This is a genomic window from Comamonas sp. 23 (assembly GCF_049601575.1).
GTDB classification, from domain to species: Bacteria; Pseudomonadota; Gammaproteobacteria; order Burkholderiales; family Burkholderiaceae_C; genus Comamonas; species Comamonas squillarum.
Genome location: NZ_CP187127.1, coordinates 133,460 through 154,688 on the forward strand (window position 1 = coordinate 133,460; position 21,229 = coordinate 154,688).

The following is a 21,229-nucleotide window of genomic DNA, read 5'->3' on the forward strand; positions in this document are numbered from 1 at the left end:
CTGTGGATCGTATACAAGGCACTCACCATTCTAGGCGCAGGCTAAAAATCAAGTATTCCAGTCGCCGTCTAGAACTATGAAAAAGATGTATAGCTTTTTCCAGTTTAGGCATACATTGCGTAAAGCCCGCCCATCTCGGCGGAAGCCAAGGTCTACAATGGCTCACGTTTGCGCTATATAGGCCCTGCAAGGCCTCATTTGTCATGGATTTAATGCTGCTGGTCGTTCTCATCCTGGGCGTGAGCTATGTGCTGCGCGCCAAGGCCCAAAAGCAGCGCATCGCCTTGCTGGCCCAATATTTGCGTAATTACGACATCGAAAAGCTGATGGAGCGCCTGGTCAGCAGCTACATGCGGGCGCTGGACGAGAAAGACAGCAACCGCCAGCAGCAAATCTGGGAGCTGCAGGCATCGGTGGAAAACAGCCTGGCCAGCCAGTTCAGCAGCTTTGCCGACACCTTGGCCAAGGCGCCCGAGCCGGCCAATGGTGCCACGTTCAAGATCAGCACCCAAAGCTTTTACTTCCCCTTCTCGCAGCTGATCGACAAGCTCCAGGGCGGCAGCAGGTCCTTTGACCTGCGCACCGCCATCCGCCTGCATGCCGATGGCATTGCACGCGTAGTGGCCAACACCGCCGGCCGCAGCCCCAAGGACCGCGCCTTTACGCTGCTGGCCGAGATGTATCTGATGCAGCACACCTGCCACTGGTACTGCAAATCCAAGGCCGTGGCCTCGGCGCGCATGCAGCTGCGCAACCAGACCACCTATGAGCAGGTTATACAGAGCGTCTCGCCCGAGACGCGCAATGCCTATCTGGCGCTGCTGGGCGAGCGCTGATTGCCGTGATTGGCTGACACCTGGGCGCCCGGCCTGCGGCGACAATGTCGGTGTTACCAGTACCACTACAGGGAAAAGCCCATGCCAGCCATTCCAACCCGACTTGCCGCCCTGGCAGCCGTCGTTGCCACTGCCAGCCTGCTGAGCGCCTGTGACGAACGCCCCGGGCCCATGCAGCCTATCTCCGGCACGGTAGCGGCTTCGCGCCAGCCCTTGCCCGACAAGCCGCTGTTCAACGCGCCCATCACCGACAGCCACTCGGTGCTGCCCCCCGCCAAGGCCGACAAACACGATCCGCTCCCCCCTGCGGTGCCACTGGCTTCTGCCGATGACCCCAAGACCTCCAACGGCGGCACCACGGCAGAAGGCGGCAGCGTGAACCCCTCGGCCGGCATGGGCGCCGTCATCACCGACAGCAAGGGCGCGCAGCACGAAGCCGATGGCAAGCCTTGACCGGTCTGCGGCGCGGGTGCCGCATCGCCAATCAGGCACCGTCCTTGCTAGCTAGCTGGCCATGACGACCTCCAACACCCACCCCGCTGCGCTGGTTCTGGAGGCGCGGCCTCTGACCGCGCACAACTTCTCGGCCTTTGGCACCGTGATTGGCCTGGCCGACCCCAGCCTGCCCAGCCAGTCCATCAACCAGGGCAATGCGCTGCGCTATGACCTGCTGCCCGATCTGCAGCTGACGGCGCAAGGCGGCTGGCCGATGCTGGCGCTGTTTCGCGCGCAGGCGCGGCAGTTTCCGCTGGCGGTGACCGAGGTCGAATGCCATGCACTGGGCAGCCAGAGCTTTGTGCCACTGGGCACCCAGCGCTTTGTCGTGGTGGTGGCCGCTGCCGGCCCCGCCCCCAAGGCTGACGACATGCAGGCCTTTGTCACCGATGGCCGCCAGGGCATCGTGCTGGCACCCGGCACCTGGCACCATGCCTTGCTCGCCGTCGAGGGCGGTGATTTCGCCGTCATCGAGCGGCGCGCCGATGCGCTGGACTGCCGCTGCGAAGCAATCAGCGCGCCGCTGCAGGTCCGCCTGCCCGCCGATCTCGCTTAATCACTTACACCGCAGCCGCCAGCTGCTGCGCAATCGCGATCAAGCTGCGGTCCGTGCCTGCCGGGCCCAGCAGCGAGATCCCCAAGGGCGCGCCGTCGCGGCTGGCCAGCGGCAGCGAGATCTGCGGAAAACCCGCCAAGCCCGCCAGGCACAGCATCTGCACCGCCTGGTTGCGGTAGGCCTCCAGCGATACCTCATCGGCGCTGCGCAGTGGCGCAATATCGGGCATGGTCGGCATCACCAGCACGCCATCGCTGCCCAGCAGATCGGCCAGATGCTGGCGGAAGCGCGCACGGAACTGCTCGGCCTCCTGCACCTGGGCATCGCTCACATTGCTCGACCAGTCAAAGCGCTCCTTCACGCCCGGGCCCAGCACCGGCGCATAGCGGCTGATAAAGGCGCCATCGGTCATCCAGGCTTCGCGCCCCTGGATATAGCGAAAGCTCCAGTACATCGCGTCGAAAGAATCGAGCACCGCATTGCAATCCTGCGCGCTGCCCAGCAGCTGTGTGATCTGCTGCAGCGCGCCATCCCAGGCCGGGCGCACGGCGCTGTCCACCAGGCCCCAGACGTCGCTGGGCATCAGCAGGCGTGGGCGGGCCGGCAGCAGCGTCGTGTCGGGCGCCAGCAGCACATCGGCCACGCGGGCAAAGGTGTGGGCATCGCGGGCCAACCAGCCGCAGGTATCCAGGCTGTGGCACAGCGCCAGGGCTGACTCCAGGCTCACCCGGCCATGCGTGGGCCGTATGCCGTACAGGCCGCAGTGGCTGGCCGGCGCACGCACCGAGCCGCCCGTGTCCGTGCCCAGCGCAAAGTCGCACAGCCGGCTCGATACCGCCGAGGCTGAGCCCGATGACGAACCGCCGGTGATGCGCGCGGGCGCGTTGCCATTGATCGGCGCGCCAAAGTGGGCGTTGTTGCCATTCATCGAGAACGCCAGCTCATCGGTCACCGTCTTGCCCGCCAACGCCGCGCCGGCATCGAGCAGCTTTTGCACCGTGGGCGCCGTCTGCGTCTTGATGCCGGACAGGGCCAGCAGCAGCGGGTTGCCGCCCCCCGTGGGATAGCCGGCAATGTCGAACAGGTCCTTCACCCCAAAGTACAGGCCGCTGAGCGGGCCGGTGGCGGCATGGCGCACCGGCACATCGGGGTAGGGAACAAAGGCATGGGCAGGGTCGTGCAAGGGCATGGTGGGGTCAGTCCTGGGCAAAAAAATAGAAATGCAGGGGCCTAAGCAGCGGCCAGCACGTTGGGCGCAAAGGCTGCCGCCGTTGCAGTGTGCACGCAGCGCGCCATATGGCCAGGCGCCAGCGTGACCGGCTCCGGCACCGCTTGCAGGCAGGCGGCCGTGGCCAGCTTGCAGCGCGGTGCAAAGGCGCAGCCCGGCGGGATGGCGGTCAGATCGGGCGGCGCGCCAGCAATGGTCTGCAGCGGCTGGCCGCGCTCCATAGCGCCATGGGATCGGCTTTGCAGCAAGGCCATGGTGTAGGGGTGGCGCGGGCTGCGGATCAGCTGCTCGGCTGTGCCCTCTTCGACGATGCGGCCCGCGTACATCACCGCAATGCGGTCGGCCACTTCCACCGCCGCGCCAATGTCGTGGGTCACAAACACAATGCCCAGGCCCAGCTCACGCTGCAGCTCGCGCAGCAGCAACAGGATCTGGATCTGCACGGTGGCATCGAGGGCGGTGGTGGGCTCGTCGGCCAGCAGCACCTGCGGGTTGCAGGCCAGGGCCAGCGCAATCATCGCCCGCTGGCGCATGCCGCCCGACATCTCATGCGGATAGGCCTTGAGGCGCTGCTCCGGGCTGGGAATGCGCACCCGCTCGAACAGCGCCAGCGCGCGCTGCTGCGCCTCGCTCTGGCTCACGCGCTCGTGCCGGCGTATGGCTTCGACAATCTGCGCGCCCACCGGGTAGACCGGGTCCAGCGCCAGCAAGGGGTCCTGAAAAATCATCGCGCAGGTCTTGCCGCGAAAGTCGTTGAGCGCACCGCCGCGCAGCGCCAGCACATCCTGGCCGGCGACCCGGATCTGGCCCTTCATCGTGGTCTTGCGCTCGGGGTGCAGGCGCAGCAGGCTGCGCAGGGTCACGCTCTTGCCCGATCCCGATTCGCCAATCAGCGCCACCGCTTCGCCCTTGGCGACCGACAGGCTCACGCCGCTGACGGCCTGGACCACTTTCTTGCCGCTGGCAAACTGCACATTCAGGTCCTGGATCTGGACCAGGGGAGGAGAGGCTGTGTTCATCGTGGTGCTCCGGGTTCAGGCGGCCAGCGCAGCAGCGGCGGCCAGGGGGTGGCCACTGCCAGGCTCATGCACCAGGCAGCGCGCGGCATGGTGCAGCTGCACCGGGGTGACGGCCGGCGCGGCCTGGGCGCAGACCGGCGCCGCCAGGGGGCAGCGCGGGTGAAAGCGGCAACCCGTGGGCGGGTTGATGGGGTTGGGCGGGTCACCAGCCAGCGGGGCCACCAGGGTGCGGTGGCTCGGGTCCATCGACGGCACCGACGACAGCAAGGCCTTGGTGTAGGGGTGGGCCGGCGCGGCAAATAGCGCATCCGACGGGCCGATCTCGGCCACCTGGCCGAGGTACATCACCATCACCCGGTCGCTGATGTAGTGCACGACGCCCAGGTCATGGCTGATGAAGACATAGGTCAGGCCAAACTCGCGCTTCAGATCAGCCAGCAGGTTCAGCACCTGGGCCTCCACCGATTTGTCGAGCGCCGAGACCGCCTCGTCCAGGATCACCATGCGCGGCTGCAAGGCCAGCGCGCGCGCAATGTTGATGCGCTGGCGCTGGCCGCCCGAGAGCTCATGCGGGTAGCGCTCCGCAAAGCGGGCCGGCGCCAGGCCCACCCGGTCCATCAAATGGTGCGCGCGGGCGACCGCCTCCTTGCGCGAGACGCCATGCACCTGCGGGCCAAAGGCGATCGAGTCCTCGATGGTCAGGCGCGGGTTGAGCGAGGCATAGCTGTCCTGGAAAACCATCTGCACCTGGCGGCGAAACTCCTTGAGGCTCAAATCCCGCGAGCCCACCGTGCGGCCATCGAACACCAGCTCGCCGGCGGTCGGGTCCATCAGGTGCATCAACAGGCGCGCCGTGGTCGACTTGCCGCAACCGGACTCGCCCACCACGCCCAGGGTCTCGCCCTTGAGCACCTCGAAATCGACACCATCGACCGCGCGCACCAGCTTGCCTTGCTTGAGCGGGAAATGCTTGGTCAACCCGCGCACCGTCAGCAGCGGCTGGGCCGGGCCACCCACATCGGCGGCCAGGGTGGCAGCCGGGTTCAGAGAAGAAGGCTGGAGCATGGCTTACCCCTTGTTGTCCATGGCCGTGCGCAGGCCATCGGAGAGCAGATTGAAGGAGATGGAGGTGATGAAGATCATCAGCCCCGGCAAGGCCGCCACCCAGGGCTGGGTGTAGATCGCCGTGCGCAAGGTGTTGAGCATCAGGCCCCATTCGGGCTCGGGCGGCTTCACACCCAGGCCCAGAAACGACAGGCCCGAGGCCAGGATCATCGACACCGCAATCAGGCTGGTGGCGTAGACAAAGATGGGGCCCAGCACATTGCCCAGCACATGCACGCGCACGATGGTGAAGGCGCTGGCCCCGGTGGCGCGCGCGGCCTCCACATAGTCGCGGTTGCGGGCCTGGGCCGTCACGCTCTCGGCCACGCGGGCGATCTGCGGGATAAAGACAATCGTCAGCGACACCAGCGAGTTGAAGATGCCCGCGCCCAGCGCACCCGACAGCGCAATGGCCAGCAGCACCGAGGGGAAGGCATAGAACACATCGATGGTGCGCATGATCACCGTGTTGGTGCGCCCCCCCGCGTAGCCGGCCACAATGCCGATACCCGTGCCAATCACAAAGGCCAACAGCACCGGGGTGATGCCCATGAACAGCGACAGGCGTGCACCCATCATCAGGCGCGAGAGCATGTCGCGGCCCAGCTCATCGCTGCCCAGTGGCAGGCCCGCGGTGCCGATGGGCTTGAGCCGCTTGAGCATGGAGGCCAGGTAGGGGTCGGACGGCGTGATCCAGGGCGCCAGCGCCGCCACCACAATCAGCAGCACAATGACGGCGGCCGCGCCCATGGCCACCGGGTCGCGCAGCAGGCGCTGCAGCACCGAGGACCAATAGCCGCGTGAGCGCTGGGCCGGCAGCGGCTGCACCTGGGCCGCTGCTGCATCGGGAAGGGAAAGACTGGTCATGGGGACGGAACCTCCAGAAATCTGCGCTCAGCGGGCGATGCGGGGATCGAGCAAGGTCTGCACCACGTCGATGATGAGGTTGAGCAGCACAAAGAAAACGGCCAGCACCAGGATGGAGCCCTGCAGCAGCGGCAGATCGCGCTGGAAGATGGCCTGGTTGAGCAAAAAGCCGGTGCCCGGCCAGGAGAACACGGTCTCGATCAGGATGGAGCCGCCCAGCAGGTAGCCCAGCTGCAGGCCCATCACCGCCAGCGCCGTGGGCGCTGCATTTTTGAGCACATGGCGGAAGATGCCCAGATGGCCCAGGCCCTTGGCCTTGAGGCCGAGGATGAACTCCTGGTCCAGCAGCTCAGCCACCAGCGCCCGCACCGTGCGCGCAATGATGCCCATGGGGATCACCGACATGGTGATGGCCGGCAGGATCATGAACTGCACATGCGCCCAGTCCCAGGCCCAGTCGCCCGAGCCACCCGGCCCCGCGCCCGTCGCGGGCAGCCACATCAGCTGCGATGAGAAGACGATCACCATCACCATGCCCAGCCAGTAGTGCGGCACGCTGACGCCCAGCATCGACAGCATCGAGCAGCTGCGGTCCACCCAGGAGTTGCGGAAATAGCCCGCCACAAAGCCAAACAGGCTGCCCAGCACAAAGCCGATCAAGGTCGCCACCACGGCCAGGCGCAAGGTGTTGACCACGGCGGCCATCACCTCGGTGGTCACCGGCCGGCTGGTGGCAATCGACTGGCCCAGATCGCCCTGCAGCGCGCGCCAGACCCAGCGCAGAAACTGCTCGGGCAGCGGCCGGTTAAAGCCATAGAGCTCGCGCATCTGGGCCTGCAGCTCGGCCGATGCATCGGCGGGCAAGACCGACACCAGAGGGTCGCCGGGCGCGATATGCACCAGGGCAAAGCACAGCAGGGCCACGCCCAGCATGATGGGCAGGGTGTAGACAATGCGTCTGAACAGGTAGGCAAGCATGGCGGATCAGAGGTTCGTGGGGGAGAAGCGGACCATGCGGGGTCGCACTGGCGGGTTGGGCCATCGGCCTGCGCCCGGCATGCAGCGATGTCTCAGCACCGGTCTGCATGCCCGGGGACGCCCGGCTTACTTCATCGTCATCGTTGCGATATCGATGAACCAGCTTTGCGGCTGCACCACATGGCCAACCTTGGCCGACATGGCGCGCGGGCCTACATCGTGGGCCACAAACAGGAAGGGCGACTCATCGACCACCAGGGTGTGCAGCTCGGCCAGGGCCTTGTCGCGCTCCTTGGCATCAAAGGTGGTGCGGGCCTTGTCCACCACCGCGTCCACCTGCTTGTTGCTGTAGAAGCCCCAGTTGTTGGACAGCGGCGGGAAGGACTTGGTGCTGACAAAGCGCACCATCGCAAAGAAGGGGTCCATGGTGGCGGCCGTCACATTGGTCGCACTGGCCTTGTTGGCGCCCGGGTCCTTGGCGCCCAGGCGCCAGCCGGAGAACAGCGTGTTCCACTCCACCACGTCGAACTCCACATCAAAGAAGCATTCCTTGAGGTTCTGCTGGATGAACTCGTTCATCGGCAACGGCTGCATCTGGCCCGAGCCCGACGCGGAGGTCTGGATCTTCACCTTGATCGGCTTGCTGGCGCTGAAACCGGCCTGCGTCATCAGCGCCTGGGCGGCCTTCACGTCGTACTTGATCTGGAAGCTGGGGCTGCCGCGCCAGGGGTGGCCGGGCTCAAAGATGCCGGTGGCCGGCTCCATCTGGCCATTCAAGAGCTGCTTCATGCTGGCGCGGTCCACACACAGATTGGCGGCATGGCGCACGCGCTTGTCCAGCCAGGGTGAGCCCTCGACAAACGAAAACTGCCAAGGCCAGATGTGGGGCTGCAGGTTGGAGTACACCTTGAAGCCGCGCGCCTTGATCGCGTCGAGCGCATCGGGCGCCGGCGCCTCAATCCAGTCCACCTGGCCGCTCATCAGCGCGGCAGTGCGTGAGTTGGCCTCGGGCAGCGGCAGCAGCACCACCTTGTCGATGGTCGGCGTACGCTTGGGGTCCCAGTAGCTGGCATTCTTCACCATCTCAAAGCGCTCGCGCGGCACCAGGCGTGCGCCCTTGAAGGGGCCGGTGCCCGAGGGGTCGGCGGCAAACGCCGTCCAGGCGGCCTTGCTGCGCTCGGCCTTGCCGCTGACGGAGGCCGGCACTGCAGCCAGCTTCTTGGCCCAGTGCGCGGGCGAGGCCATGAACAGATTGCTCAGGTTGATCGGCAAGAAGGAATCGGGCTCGCTGGTGGTCAGCTCGACGGTCAGGTCATCGATCTTCTTGGCCGACTTGAGCGTGGGCATGCGCGAGGCAGTCACGCCCACCTGGGCCGGGTCAAACTGCTCGGCCTCCTTGTCCAGCACCTTGTTCACGTTCCAGACCACGGCATCGGCCGTGAAGGCGCTGCCATCGTGGAACTTGACGCCGGGGCGCAGCTTGAACAGCCACTTGGTCTTGTCCTTGGCATCGACCTCCCAGGACAGCGCCAGGCCCGGCACCAGCTCGCTGGGCTTGTCGGCCTTGCTCAGGTCCCACTGGGTCAGCGCGTCATACATCGGGATGCCGGTAAAACGGTTGCCCTCAAAACCCTGGTCGGGCTGGCCCGAGGTGCGCGGGATATCGCCCGCAGTCATCGCAATGCGCAGCACCTTTTCCTGGGCCATGGCAGCTCCCGCGCCCAGCGCCAGGGTGACAGCCAGAGCCAGGCTTTTGAGCGCGGGACGGAAGACGGAGAAACCGGAAGACGCTTGCATCACAGGACCTTTCCAAGGAGTGGGGGGATGACAAGTCCAAAGCAAGCTGCGTGCCACATCACACATATCGATAATCGATACAAGTGTTTGATTCATCGATATTTTTGGCATGCTTTATGCGAACGCTCTGCGCATTGTTCGCCTCAACCCAGGAGTACCCGCATGACCCCAATAGACCACCTGCGCATTGATGAAAACCGCCTCTGGCAATCGCTGATGGACCTCGCCCAGATAGGGGCCACGCCCAAGGGCGGTGTCTGCCGCATCGCCTTGACCGACGAGGACAAGGCCGGCCGCGACCAGGTGGTGCAGTGGTTCCGCGACGCAGGCCTGCAGGTGCGTGTGGACGAAGTGGGCAATGTGTTTGGCCGCCGCCCCGGCACCGATCCGCAGGCACGCGCCGTGGCCACCGGCAGCCATATCGACACCCAGCCCACCGGAGGCAAGTTCGATGGCAACTACGGCGTGCTCGCCGGGCTGGAGGTGATGCGCACGCTCAACAGCCATGGCATCCAGACCGTTGCGCCGCTGGAAGTGGCCTTCTGGATGAACGAGGAGGGCACGCGCTTCACGCCGGTGATGATGGGCTCTGGTGCATTTGCGGGAATTTTTGGTGCAGACCACATCCGCTCGCAACAAGATGGTGCAGGCATTACCGTCGGCGCTGAGCTCGCCCGCATCGGCTACCTGGGCGATGTGGCCTGCGGTGATGTGCCCGGTGGCGCGTTTGCCGCTTACTTTGAAGCGCATATCGAGCAAGGCCCGGTGCTGGAAGCCTATGACAAGCCGATTGGCATCGTCAGCGGCGCGCTGGGCCAGCAGTGGTATGACGTGACCGTCACTGGCATGGACGCCCATGCCGGCCCCACGCCGATGGACCTGCGCCATGACGCGATGCTGGCCGCAGCCCGCATGGTCGATGCCGTCAACCGCATTGCGCTGGACCAGGCGCCGCACGGGCGCGGCACCGTCGGCCATCTGCAGGTGCTGCCCAACTCCCGCAATGTGATCCCCGGCCAGGTCAAGTTCAGCGTCGATTTTCGCAACCTCTCGCAGACCGGGCTGGATGCGATGGACGCCGCCATGCGCACCGAGTTTGCGCGCCTCGCTGCCCAGTGCCAGTGCGAGGTGGCCATCGATCAGGTGGTGCGCTTTGCGCCCTGCATCTTCCACCCCGACTGCGTGGCCAGCGTGCGTGGCGCGGCCGACACCTTGGGCTATGACCACATGGAGGTCGTCAGCGGCGCCGGCCATGACGCCGTCTATGTGCACAGCGTCGCGCCCACCGCGATGATCTTTGTGCCCTGCAAGGATGGCATCAGCCACAACGAGATCGAGGACGCCAAGTCCGAGCACCTGGCCGCTGGCTGCAATGTGCTGCTGCATGCGATGCTGGCGCATGCCGGCGTGGCTTGATGCGGCGCTGAAAGGCCATCAAAGCGGTAGAAGAACGTGGAGCGCTCGGGCTCCGCGTTTTTAGTCAGCCGGCAATAGCTGCGACACCGCCCGCGCGCATTCAATCACCAGCGGCGCCAGCGCCTGCTGGGCATCGGCCATGTTCCAGCGGCTGGTGGGCGGCGCCAGGTGGATGGCACCCACGACCACGCCGCGTGCATTGAAGACCGGCGCGGCAATGCCCATGTCGCCCAGAAACAGCTCTTCGCAGTTGGTGGCATAGCCCGTTTGCTGGCACAGCGCCAGGCGCTCCATGACGGCATCCACCGTCGTCAAGGTGGCGCGGGTGCGCGCGGGCATCGGGGCCTGCTGCAGCAGTGCGCGCGCCTCTGGCGCAGGCAGCTGGCTCAGGTAGGCGCGCCCGCAGCTGCTGGCATACAGCGGCACCTGGGTGCCCACCGGTGTCAGCACGGGGATGTGCTGCGTCGTCAGCACCTGGGCCAGGTAGACCATGTGCGTGCCCGCCGGCTCGGACAGGGTCGCCGTCTCGCCGCTTTGCCGCGCCAGCTGCGCCAGATAGGTGTGGGCGGCGCTGATCATCGGGTGCGCCTCCAGGTAGTTGAAGCCCAGCTCCACCACGCGCGGCAGCAGCACAAAGCGCCGCGTGCTCGGGTGCTTGCCGATATAGCCCAGCGCCTGCAAGGTATGCACCGAGCGCTGCGCCGAAGCCTTGGTCATGCCTGCGGCCTGCGCAATCTCGGCCAGGGTCATGCTGCGGTGCGCGGCGTTGAAGGCACACAGCACCTGCAGGCCCTTGGCCAGCGAGAGGTTGAACAGGCTGTCGGATGGGAGATCGGACGCGGGCACCGGCGTGGGATTCGGTGCGGGCACAGCCGCAGACAAAGCCGCCACCGGTGAGTATGCCGGTGGCGTGCTGGGGGAGGTACTGCGGGCTGCGGCTTCAGCTGAAGCGGCGGTGTCCGACGATCGGCGGTGGGCGGTGCTGGTGCGCATGGTGCAAAGGCTGGGGGCAAAGGCCTCAGCCTTCGCAAGAAACGCACCAACTTGCAGCCTGGCCCTTCGCGGGGCGGCTGCATCCAGGGTTTAGCGGCTGCTCGGGAAGCTGAACACCGCGCCGTCGCGCACACCGGCGCTGGGCCAGCGCTGGGTGATGGTCTTGCGCTTGGTGTAGAAGCGCACGGCATCCGGCCCATAGGCGTGCAGGTCCCCAAACAGGCTGCGCTTCCAGCCGCCAAACGAGTGGTAGGCGACAGGCACGGGCAGCGGCACATTGATGCCAACCATGCCCACCAGAATATGGTCGCTGAAATAGCGGGCTGCTTCGCCATCGCGGGTGAAGATGCAGGTGCCGTTGCCGTACTCGTGCGCGTTGATCAGGTCCATCGCCTCTTGCAAGGTCTTGACCCGCACAATGCCCAGCACCGGACCAAAGATCTCTTCCTGGTAGATCTTCATGCCGGGGCGCACGTTGTCGAAGAGGCAGGGGCCCATGAAGTAGCCTTCCTCGTGACCTGCCACCTGCAGGCTGCGGCCGTCGATCAGCAGCTTGGCGCCCTCTTGCACACCGCTGTCCACATAGGCCTTGACCTTCTCGAAATGCGGCTTGGTGATCAGCGGACCCATGTCATTGCCGTTGTCGGTGCCCGGGCCCACCTTCATCTTGGCGATCTCGGCGCTCAGGCCTGCAATCATCTGCTCGGCCACCTCGTCGCCCACGGCCACCACCAGCGGCACGGCCATGCAGCGCTCGCCGCAGCTGCCGTAGGCGGCGCCCATCATCGCGGTTACGGCGTTGCTGATGTCGGCATCGGGCATCACCACCGCATGGTTCTTGGCACCACCCAGCGCCTGCACGCGCTTGCCGCTCTTGCAGCCTTCGCCATAGATGTACTCGGCAATCGGCGTCGATCCGACAAAGCTCACTGCCTTGACGCGCGGGTCCTTCAGCAAGGTATCGACCGCTTCCTTGTCGCCATTGACGACATTGAGCACGCCCGGTGGCAGGCCGGCCTCTTGCGCCAGCTGGGCAATGAAGAGCGCGCTGGTCGGGTCGCGCTCGGAGGGCTTGAGCACAAAGGTATTGCCGCAGGCCACGGCCATGGGCCACATCCACAAAGGCACCATCGCGGGGAAGTTGAAGGGCGTGATGCCCGCCGTCACACCCAGCGCCTGGAACTCGCTCCAGCTGTCGATATTGGGGCCCACATTGCGGCTGTGCTCGCCCTTGAGCAGCTCGGGCGCGTAGCTGGCGAACTCCACGTTTTCGATACCGCGTTGCAGCTCGCCATGCGCATCGGCCAGCACCTTGCCGTGCTCGGCGGTGATCATCGCGGCGATCTTGTCGGCGTTCTGCTCCAGCAGCACCTTGAGCTGGCCCATGATGCGCGCGCGCTTGAGCGGCGGCGTATTGCGCCAGGCGGGGAAGGCCTTTTCGCCAGAGGCAATCGCGGCCTCCACCGTCGCCTTGCTGGCCAGCTCCACGCTCACCGTCGATTGGCCCGTTGCCGGGTTGAACACCGGCTGCGTGCGGCCGCCATCGTGCACGATCTTGCCGTCGATCAAATGGCCTACGGTGGCCGTCACATTCTTGTCGTGGTTCATCAAAGTCTCTCTTGGAAATGTCTCGAAATGGGGGGCGACATAGCGCGGATCTGAACGCAAAATGCTGCTGGCCGGTGCGTCACCGTCGCCAGCAGCCAGGGGCGCACCGTCAGTTGGTTTCAGCCAGCGCGTCACCCAGCGCATTGATCAAACGGTCGATCTCGGCCTTTTCGCTGATAAAGGGCGGCGCCAGCTGGATGGTGTCGCCACCATAGCGCACGTAGAAGCCTTTTTCCCAGCACTTCATCGCGATCTCATAAGGGCGCTTGGCAGGCTCGCCGGGCAGCGCGGCAATCGTAAAGCCCGCAGCCAGGCCGTAGTTGCGGATGTCGGCGATGTGCTTGGCGCCCTTCAAGCTGTGCACAGCGTTTTCAAAGTACGGCGCCAGCGCCTTGACCCGGCCGGGCATGTCTTCTTTTTCCAGAATGTCCATAACCGCCACACCGGCCGCGCAGGCCACCGGATGGGCCGAGTAGGTGTAGCCGTGGGCAAACTCCAGCATGTACTCGGGGCCGCCTGCGGCCATGAAGGTGTCGTAGATCTCTTTCGTGACCACGCAGCCGCCCAGCGGCTGGGCGCCATTGGTCACCTGCTTGGCAAAGTTCATGATGTCGGGCACCACGCCAAAGGCTTCTGCGCCCGTCCAGGCACCGCAGCGGCCAAAGCCGGTGATGACTTCATCAAAAATCAGCAGAATGCCGTTTTGCGTGCAGATCTCGCGGATGCGCTCCAGGTAGCCCTTGGGCGGGATCACCACACCGGCCGAGCCCGAGAACGGCTCGACGATCACCGCTGCGATATTGCTCGCGTCATGCAGCGCGATCACATCGAGCAGCTTGTCGGCCAGTGCGCGGCCGCCTTCATCGGACATGCCCTTTTGGAAGGTGCCGGCCGGTGGCTGGGTATGGGGCAGGTGGTCGGCCACAATGCCCTGGCCAAACATCTTGCGGTTGCCGGCAATGCCGCCCACCGAGATGCCGCCGTAGTTCACGCCGTGGTAGCCTTTCTCGCGGCCCACCAGCACCGTCTTGCCGGCCTGGCCCTTCAAGCGCCAGTAGGCGCGCACCATCTTGAGCGAGGTGTCGGCCGCTTCCGAGCCGGAGCCGGTGAAGAACACATGGTCCAGGCCCGCTGGCGTGTGTTCCTTGATCTTGTTGGCCAGCGCAAATGAGGCCGGGTGGCCAAACTGGAAAGCCGGTGCGTAATCGAGCTGCAGCGCCGCCTTGCCAATCGCCTCGGCCACTTCCTTGCGGCCATGGCCAATGCCCGAGCACCACAGACCCGAGAGGCCGTCAAAAATCTTGCGGCCATCGGCATCGGTGTAGTAGGCGCCCTGGCCGCTGACGATCATGCGCGGCTTGGCCTTGAAGTTGCGGTTGCCGGTAAAGGGCATCCAGTGTGCGTCCAGCCAGGCCGCATCGGTGCGCAGCTGCGTGCTGCCCGTCGTATCGTCAATCTGCACAAAGCTCATGTCTGCTCCTTGAATCCGCGTCGCGGCTACCGGTGTTGATACGCCATTGTGGGGCGCGCGGATGCTTATTCAAAGAATGAGATATCAAAGCTCACTTGCTGAATTGCGCAAGTAATACCGTTCACACAAGCCCGCAAAACGCAGCCAGCCGTTGCTGCATCTGCAGCTTTCCAGCATAGAAAATGCTACTAATACTATAGCTTTTATCGCTGAAGCAGAAAGCGTTAACACGCTGTTTCATGCTTCATCCCGGTGTCACAGGCCCTGGCTATCGTGGCGTTTTTTGCTGCCACCGGTACCGCTACCATGACCTCCCACGACCCTTCCGCCCGCCGCCGCTTTCTGCTCTCTTCCAGCGCCATTGCCGGCACGGGCCTGCTGCCCGGCATCCTGCGCGCGCAAACGGCCCCCGCGGCCATCACCCAGGATGCCGCGCGGCCGATGCTGCTGTCGGGCCTGCAAAGCGGTGATGTGCTGGCCCACAGCGCCATCGTCTGGGCGCGGGCCAGCCGCGAGGCGCGCATGCGCGTGGAATGGTCCACCACCAGTAGCTTTGCCCAAAGCACGCTGGTGCGCGGGCCCGATCTGCTGCCCGATAGCGATGGCACCGGCCGCGTCGATCTGCAGGGCCTGCCCGCCGGGCAGGACATCTTCTACCGCGTGCTGCTCGATGACCTGGCCAGCAGCAACACCCGCAGCCCGGCGGTGCTGGGACACTTTCGCACCCCGCTGGCCAGCCAGGGCCCTGCCAGCCGCCCTTTTCGCCTGGTGTGGAGCGGCGATACCGTGGGCCAGGGCTTTGGCATCAACGAGGGCATCGGCGGCATGCGCATCTATGACGAGATGCGCAAGGCCAACCCCGATGTGTTTTTGCACAGCGGCGACACCATCTATGCCGATGGCCCCATCGCCGAGACCGTCGCGCTGCCCGATGGCAGCACCTGGAAGAACCTGGTCACGCCCCAGGTCGCCAAGGTGGCCGAGACGCTGGACGAATACCGGGGCCGCTACCGCTACAACCTGATGGACCGCAACGTGCGCGCGCTGGGCAGCGAAGTCGCACAGATCTGGCAGTGGGACGACCATGAGGTGACCAACAACTACTCGGACAGCAAGAGCGTGGCCAACGACAAGCGCTATACCGAAAAGAATGTGCAGCTGCTCACCGCCCGGGGCCGCCGCGCCTTTATGGAATACGCGCCCATGCGCCCCTTTGGCGCGGCCGAGCAGCAGCGCGTCTACCGCCACCTGCCGCAAGGCCCGCTGGCCGATATCTTTGTGCTGGATATGCGCAGCTACCGTGGCCCCAACAGCCACAACCTGCAGGCCGCCGAAAGCGCCGAGACCGACTTTCTGGGCCGCCCCCAGCTCGACTGGCTGCTGGCGGGCCTGAAGGCCAGCACCGCCACCTGGAAGCTGATTGCCGCCGACATGCCGATCGGCCTGTTTGTGCCCGACGGCAAGGACGCACAAGGCCGCGACCAATGGGAGGCCATTGCCAATGGCGAGCACGGCGTGCCCAAGGGGCGCGAGCTGGAGATGGCGCGCCTGTTGAAGGGCATCAAGGACGCGGGCATCCACAACGTGGTCTGGCTCACCGCCGATGTGCACTACACCGCCGCCCACCACTACAGCCCCGAGCGCGCGCAGTTCAAGGATTTCGCACCGTTCTGGGAATTCGTCTCCGGCCCCCTCAATGCCGGCGGCTTTGGACCCAACGAGGCCGACCAGACCTTTGGCCTCGATGTCGTCTTCCACAAGGCGCCGCCCAAGGCCAACTCCGCCCCCAGCGAGGGCTACCAGTTCTTTGGCCAGCTCGATATTGACCACCAAAGCCGCGCGCTGACCGTGGTGCTCAAGGACCTCAACGGCGCCGCGCTCTACACCAAGACACTGGCGCCGCAGCCGGCCTGAGCAGCGGGCCACGCGCCATTACGGCCAGCCGCAGACGCCATGGGGCGCTGCGGCTTTTTGACATGGGCACCGCTTGCAACGCCCAGCACAGAGCACCGCCCAGCTTGGGCGCATACTGCGCCATTGCGCCTATTTCCGGAGTACCGCCTATGCCCACCACCACCCCACTGGTCGATGCCCTGGACCACCTGGTGCTCACCGTGCACAGCATCCCGCGCAGCCTTGCCTTTTACGAGCGGGTGCTGGGCATGGAGGCCAAAGAGTTCAAGCCTGGCCGTTATGCGCTGCACTTTGGCCGGCAAAAGATCAACCTGCATGAGGTCGGCCATGTCGTCGACCCGAACGTCAAACATGCAACCCCTGGCTCTGCCGATATCTGCTTTCTGACCCGCATGCCCTTGGCCGAGGTCATCGCCCACCTACAGCGCGAGCAGGTCGCCATCGTGCAGGGGCCGGTGCGGGCGACGGGTGCGCAGGCCACGCTGCAATCGCTGTATTTCTACGACCCCGATGAGAACCTGATCGAGGTGGCCAACGAGGTGCAGGCAGGCTGATTTCTGACGAGGTAGGGCTTAGCGTTTGACCGCCGCATCGCACCAGCGCTGCGCCACTGCCGGCGAGGTCATGCACACCACCTCTTGCGTCACGGTCGTCACCGCCCGCTCCAGCAGCTGGATATCGGCCTCATGCTGGCGGGCCACATGCGGGTCTTCAAAGAAGATCGCGCGCTGGCAGCGGCGCTCCAGCACCAGGTCGGCAATTTGCGCATCACCCCCCAGCGGGCCGCTGTTGAAGCGGTCCACCCAGGGCTTGTCCGCCGGCCAGCCCTTGCTCCAGGCCAGCTCGTTGAGCTTTTGGCCGGTGGTGCCGGTGCCCACGCGGCGGCGGTAGCGCGAGAGCAGCGCAAAATTGCGCTCGCAAAATTCCAGCATCGCCGGCTTCATCGCATCGTGGGCGATCAGCGCCAGGGTCTGGTTGCCATAGTCGTGCAGGCGGTCGGCATGGCGGTCGGGCGCGAGCCCGGCGTGGATGCGCTCCATCTCCACCCAATCGCGCGCGCTGGCTGCGGTGGAGATAAAGGGTTTGCCGTGGATCACGCACTGGCGCTTCAAGGCCAGTGCTTCAGGGAAGATCGATGACGGGTCCACCGGGTCAATCAGGTAGATCGCGCCATCGAGCACGCGGTTGTCACCGGGCATGCCCACGACCTCGGCCACCAGCTTCATCAGGCCGCCTTCGCGGCCATAGGGGTAGCGCACCATGCCCTTGTAGCCTTTGAGCATTTCTGCCGCTGCAATCGCGTCATAGGTGCGGCCCACCGCATGGAACCCGATGTTCAGCTCCCGAATCCCCTGCTCGCAGGCGCGCAAAAAGCTGAACAGTGCAGCATCCTCGTTCTGGTGGTGCAAACGGTTGGCGGCAAGGCCTAAAAGCATGGTCAATCCCGTGGGTGTGGCAAGCGACTGGAAATATAGCGCCAAAACCACACTTTGAGTATGACAGCCGACTGGCGCAGGGGCCCAATGCACTATCAAATTCATAGCATCAAGCCACCGGATCACAGCCAAGCAACCGGCTTTAACCCGGCATGAGCACCCTGCCCCATCAAGCCCGGCTCGCCCACCAGGTCTGCCACCGAAACCCCAGCCACAGCACCAGCAGCATGGCCGCGCCAAACACCCAGCCGCTCAGCGCACCCGCCATGCCGCCGGACAACAAGGTGCCCACGGTGCAGCCAATACCGGTCATGGCCCCCCAGCCCAGCAGCACGCCGCCGAGCAAACCCCGGCCCGCATCACGCCCGGTGGGCAGGCGCGGGCGGAACTGGCCGCTGGCAAACGCGGCAATAAAGGCGCCGGCCAGCAAGCCCAGCAGCACCAGCGCATTGGGCGTGGCCCAGGTCGCTGCCGGCAAGGTGGCGCAGCCGGCAAAGCCATCGAGGCCATTGAGCCGCTCAGGCACCCAGCCCTGGCCTTGCAACGCGCCGCGCACCTGGCTGCCGAGCAAGGCCGTCACGCCCAGCGGCCGCATGCGCACAATCGCGGCAGTGGCAATCAGGCCGACCAGCAGGCCGCCCAGGGCATAGTTCCAGCGCCCTTGCCACAGGCTGCACCACAGCGCAGTCACGCTGCGCGGCGCAGCCGTTGCGGGTACTGCAGGCAGCGGCAAGCTGCGCTGGCGCTGCTGCACATGGCGCTGCCACACCCAGGCGGCCCAAGCCGCCAGCACGCCCAGCTGCAGCAGCAGCGCGCCGCCATAGCCCAGGTGCTGCGGCAGCCAGACGACGGGCGCATCAGCCACCGCCAGGCTGTAGAGCGGGTTCCAGGTCTGAAAGCCCAAGGCAAAGCCCAGCGCCGTGCCCAGCAGCGCAAATGGCGATGCGGCCGATCCCTCCGCCAACCGGTACCAGTGCGCGCTGATGCAGGAGCCCGACACCAGCATGCCCGCACCAAAGGCCAGGCCCGCCAGCACCAGCACCCAGCTCACGGGCCCAATATGCATATCGGGCGGCAACTGCCCCGCCTGCGGGTTGGGCACCCAGCTGCTCTGCACCACCGTCATGCCCACAAGCCCCACGGCCAGCGCCAGGATGATCGCCAAAATCCCGCGCGGGTCATCGCGCTGCAGCCAATCGCGCGCATGGCAGTAAAAGCAAAAGCGCGAGCGTTGCAACACCACACCCAGCGCCAGCCCAATCGCCAACGCAAACACGAGGGTGCGCCCGCCATCGCGCTGCAGCAAGGCCTGCTGCAAGGGCCACAGCGCGAGCAACAATACCGCCGCCGCCACCGGCTGCCAATAAGCGCTCGCAGCGCTGGCAGCCCCGGCCGCGCGCTGCCCGGCCGCAGTGCCCGCGCCACCCAAACCCAAGCTGGAATCAGTCATGGCCATCCATCCAAAAAAATGCCCGCGCTAGGCGGGCAGTGAACACAGGACCAAGGCCCATGCGGAGACATTCAATACATTCAGGATTGGGCTTACTTGGCAGCCCAGATCGTGCCGGCCGGGTTGCTGATCGGCACGCCGACGCTGTTGCCGTATTCGGTCCAGGAGCCGTCATAGTTCTTCACCTGGTAGCCCAGGATCTTGCTGAGCGCAAACCAGGTGTGGCTGCTGCGCTCGCCAATGCGGCAGTAGGTGATGATGGGCTTGCTGCCGTCGATGCCGGCATCGGCATAGAGCTTTTGCAGATCGGCCCGCGATTTGAAGGTGCCGTCCTCATTGACCGCCTTGCCCCAGGGCACATTCACCGCGCCAGGGATATGGCCGGCACGCACGGCCAGCTCAGGCACTCCAGCCGGTGCAAACACCTTGCCCTGGTATTCGTCGGCCGAGCGGATATCCACCAGCTGCGTGGCGCCCTTGCCCTCTACCGCCGCCAGCGCATCGCCCAGGCGGGCGCGCAAATCGGTGTTGACCTGGCCTACACGGTAGGTGGTGGCGGCGTAGTCCGGTGCGCGGTTGTTCAGCGCACGGTTCTCCGCCTCCCACTTCTTGCGGCCGCCATCGAGCAGCTTCACGTTCTTGACGCCATACACATCAAACACCCAGGCGCCCCAGGCCGCAAACCAGTTGTTGGTGTCGCCGTAGAGCACCACGGTGGTGTTGTCGCTCACCCCGCCCTTGGAGAGCAATTGCTCAAACGCCTCCTTGCTGACAATGTCGCGGCGCACCTTGTCATTCAGGTCGTTGTGCCAGGAGAAGTTGACCGCCCCCGGAATATGCGCCCGCTCGTACAGCCCCGGGTTCACGCTGACCTCGATCACCCGCACATCGGGCCGCTGCAGGTTGGCCGCCAGCCATTCGGTGCTGACCAGCGCGCCCGCAGGCACCGCTTGCGGCGTGTTGGCAAAAGCAGGGCTTGCGCCCCAAACGGTTGCCGCGATGGTGCCGGCAATCAAAACGCGCCAAGGCGCTGCTGTGCGGATAGTCATGCTGTGTCGTCCTTCAATACATGGGAGAAAAGGCTGCCATCACGGCAGGGCCTGCTTGCACTGTGCATGTTGCAAGCAGCTACTCCAACTGAGGAATGCGCAGATGCATATGTGATCTGCGCGCTTGACAGGGGCCAAGCATGAACGACATCGTTGCAGCGCCAGCATGCACCGGTCTGGGCTGCTTCTACTTTGGGAGCTAGAACGCCTCCCTAGTGCCTTGGGCTAACCCCAGCCAAGCCGGGTTTCTCAAGCCTGGCTGACCGAGTCCGCCCACTGCTGCGCCGTCTGCAGCCGCGCACGCGGGCCAAAGCTGCTGGTGCTGCTGAGGGTGATGTTGTGGTGCGCAATCACCTGCTGCGGCGTGACGGCGGCATTGCCGCAGGTAGTGTGCGCATCCTCCAACAGCACCACCGAGTAGCCATGGCGCAGCGCCGCGCGCGTGGTCACATCCACGCAGTACTCCGTGTGCATGCCCCCAATCACCAGCTCCTGCACGCCCAGGTTTTGCAGCATGGGCAGCAGGTCGGTTTTCCAGAACGCGTCGCCGGTGGTCTTGTCCAGGGTCAGGTCAGCGCTCTCCACCTGCAGGCCATCGGCCAGTTGCCATCCCGGCGTGCCCGCTTCCAGGCCAGGCTCGGCGTGGCGCACCCAAATGATGGGGGTATTGGCCTGGCGTGCGGCGGCGGTGATCTGGTTGATGCGGGCGATCAGGGTGGGGCAATCCCATGCGGCGTTGGGGTCGGTGCAGAGGGATTGTTGGATGTCTATTAGGAGGAGGGCTGTGTGCATCGTAGTTTCGCTGGATAGACAGGCGACAAGGCGGAATTTCGGGTTGAATTAGTGCGGGTATGACGGTGATTGCCGGAGCTACTATTAATAAGTACTCGATGCCCAAACATCTGAGTCACTCACACCACTTGCGGAAGTGACAACAGTTGTTTGTACGACCCGTTAAACGCTGCACAGCGCTCTAAAACGCCTGCTCAATGGCGTGTTAAGCGACCTACCT

19 protein-coding genes are annotated in these 21,229 nt (G+C 65.2%); 6 read left to right on the top strand and 13 right to left on the bottom strand.

Annotated elements, in window-relative coordinates:
• The first annotated feature begins 203 nt into the window (after positions 1-203).
• The 3 genes from ACPEE1_RS00510 (at position 204) to ACPEE1_RS00520 (ending at position 1,887) form a co-directional block, all read left to right on the top strand.
• A complete protein-coding gene (locus tag ACPEE1_RS00510) occupies positions 204-836 on the top strand; it encodes a hypothetical protein (protein ID WP_116925402.1) in 633 nt (210 codons plus the stop codon).
• Between the two features lie 81 nt (positions 837-917).
• Positions 918-1,289, top strand: coding sequence for a hypothetical protein (locus ACPEE1_RS00515; protein WP_116925401.1), 372 nt, complete (start codon positions 918-920; stop codon positions 1,287-1,289).
• Positions 1,290-1,350: 61 nt separating this feature from the next.
• Positions 1,351-1,887 (top strand): ureidoglycolate lyase, encoded by a 537-nt coding sequence (locus tag ACPEE1_RS00520; RefSeq protein ID WP_116925400.1) that lies wholly within the window; start codon positions 1,351-1,353, stop codon positions 1,885-1,887.
• Between the two features lie 4 nt (positions 1,888-1,891).
• Here ACPEE1_RS00520 and ACPEE1_RS00525 read toward each other — a convergent pair whose 3' ends face one another.
• The 6 genes from ACPEE1_RS00525 to ACPEE1_RS00550 all read right to left on the bottom strand — a co-directional run bounded on the left by ACPEE1_RS00525 (position 1,892) and on the right by ACPEE1_RS00550 (position 8,880).
• Positions 1,892-3,076, bottom strand: coding sequence for an amidase (locus tag ACPEE1_RS00525; protein ID WP_116925399.1), 1,185 nt, complete (start codon positions 3,074-3,076; stop codon positions 1,892-1,894).
• 41 nt (positions 3,077-3,117) lie between these two features.
• Positions 3,118-4,134: an ABC transporter ATP-binding protein gene (locus tag ACPEE1_RS00530; RefSeq protein WP_116925398.1), complete on the bottom strand. Its 1,017-nt coding sequence runs from the start codon at positions 4,132-4,134 to the stop codon at positions 3,118-3,120.
• A 15-nt stretch (positions 4,135-4,149) separates the two neighbouring features.
• The gene (locus tag ACPEE1_RS00535) at positions 4,150-5,199 is read right to left on the bottom strand and encodes an ABC transporter ATP-binding protein (RefSeq protein WP_116925397.1); all 1,050 of its coding nucleotides are present in this window, start codon (positions 5,197-5,199) and stop codon (positions 4,150-4,152) included.
• Positions 5,200-5,202: 3 nt separating this feature from the next.
• The gene (locus ACPEE1_RS00540) at positions 5,203-6,105 is read right to left on the bottom strand and encodes an ABC transporter permease (RefSeq protein WP_116925396.1); all 903 of its coding nucleotides are present in this window, start codon (positions 6,103-6,105) and stop codon (positions 5,203-5,205) included.
• Between the two features lie 27 nt (positions 6,106-6,132).
• Entirely contained in the window at positions 6,133-7,083 is a 951-nt protein-coding gene (locus ACPEE1_RS00545) for an ABC transporter permease (RefSeq protein WP_021024900.1), read from the bottom strand.
• Positions 7,084-7,209: 126 nt separating this feature from the next.
• Complete coding sequence (locus ACPEE1_RS00550) at positions 7,210-8,880, bottom strand: ABC transporter substrate-binding protein (protein ID WP_260718581.1); 1,671 nt, start codon at positions 8,878-8,880, stop codon at positions 7,210-7,212.
• Positions 8,881-9,042: 162 nt separating this feature from the next.
• On the opposite strand from ACPEE1_RS00550, the gene ACPEE1_RS00555 reads away from it, so the two are divergent.
• A complete protein-coding gene (locus ACPEE1_RS00555; RefSeq protein ID WP_116925394.1) occupies positions 9,043-10,296 on the top strand; it encodes a Zn-dependent hydrolase in 1,254 nt (417 codons plus the stop codon).
• A gap of 60 nt (positions 10,297-10,356) precedes the next feature.
• Here ACPEE1_RS00555 and ACPEE1_RS00560 read toward each other — a convergent pair whose 3' ends face one another.
• The 3 genes from ACPEE1_RS00560 to ACPEE1_RS00570 all read right to left on the bottom strand — a co-directional run bounded on the left by ACPEE1_RS00560 (position 10,357) and on the right by ACPEE1_RS00570 (position 14,368).
• Positions 10,357-11,289 (bottom strand): IclR family transcriptional regulator, encoded by a 933-nt coding sequence (locus ACPEE1_RS00560; RefSeq protein WP_423934941.1) that lies wholly within the window; start codon positions 11,287-11,289, stop codon positions 10,357-10,359.
• Between the two features lie 90 nt (positions 11,290-11,379).
• Positions 11,380-12,897 carry a CoA-acylating methylmalonate-semialdehyde dehydrogenase gene (locus ACPEE1_RS00565; RefSeq protein ID WP_423934942.1) on the bottom strand — a complete coding sequence of 506 codons (1,518 nt, stop codon included), beginning with the start codon at positions 12,895-12,897 and terminating at the stop codon, positions 11,380-11,382.
• A 109-nt stretch (positions 12,898-13,006) separates the two neighbouring features.
• Positions 13,007-14,368 carry an aspartate aminotransferase family protein gene (locus ACPEE1_RS00570; protein WP_021024905.1) on the bottom strand — a complete coding sequence of 454 codons (1,362 nt, stop codon included), beginning with the start codon at positions 14,366-14,368 and terminating at the stop codon, positions 13,007-13,009.
• A gap of 306 nt (positions 14,369-14,674) precedes the next feature.
• Here ACPEE1_RS00570 and ACPEE1_RS00575 point away from each other — a divergent pair, with 306 nt between their 5' ends.
• Both ACPEE1_RS00575 and ACPEE1_RS00580 read left to right on the top strand, forming a co-directional pair.
• Positions 14,675-16,282, top strand: a complete 1,608-nt coding sequence (locus ACPEE1_RS00575; protein ID WP_423934943.1) for an alkaline phosphatase D family protein — start codon at positions 14,675-14,677, stop codon at positions 16,280-16,282.
• Positions 16,283-16,431: 149 nt separating this feature from the next.
• Complete coding sequence (locus ACPEE1_RS00580) at positions 16,432-16,836, top strand: VOC family protein (protein WP_423934944.1); 405 nt, start codon at positions 16,432-16,434, stop codon at positions 16,834-16,836.
• Between the two features lie 18 nt (positions 16,837-16,854).
• Here ACPEE1_RS00580 and ACPEE1_RS00585 read toward each other — a convergent pair whose 3' ends face one another.
• The 4 genes from ACPEE1_RS00585 to ACPEE1_RS00600 form a co-directional block, all read right to left on the bottom strand.
• Positions 16,855-17,718: a methylglyoxal synthase gene (locus tag ACPEE1_RS00585; protein ID WP_423934945.1), complete on the bottom strand. Its 864-nt coding sequence runs from the start codon at positions 17,716-17,718 to the stop codon at positions 16,855-16,857.
• A 169-nt stretch (positions 17,719-17,887) separates the two neighbouring features.
• Complete coding sequence (locus ACPEE1_RS00590; protein ID WP_423934946.1) at positions 17,888-19,168, bottom strand: YeeE/YedE family protein; 1,281 nt, start codon at positions 19,166-19,168, stop codon at positions 17,888-17,890.
• 92 nt (positions 19,169-19,260) lie between these two features.
• The gene (locus ACPEE1_RS00595; protein ID WP_312988011.1) at positions 19,261-20,217 is read right to left on the bottom strand and encodes a sulfurtransferase; all 957 of its coding nucleotides are present in this window, start codon (positions 20,215-20,217) and stop codon (positions 19,261-19,263) included.
• Between the two features lie 249 nt (positions 20,218-20,466).
• The gene (locus tag ACPEE1_RS00600) at positions 20,467-21,009 is read right to left on the bottom strand and encodes a cysteine hydrolase family protein (RefSeq protein ID WP_423934947.1); all 543 of its coding nucleotides are present in this window, start codon (positions 21,007-21,009) and stop codon (positions 20,467-20,469) included.
• Positions 21,010-21,229: the final 220 nt, after the last annotated feature.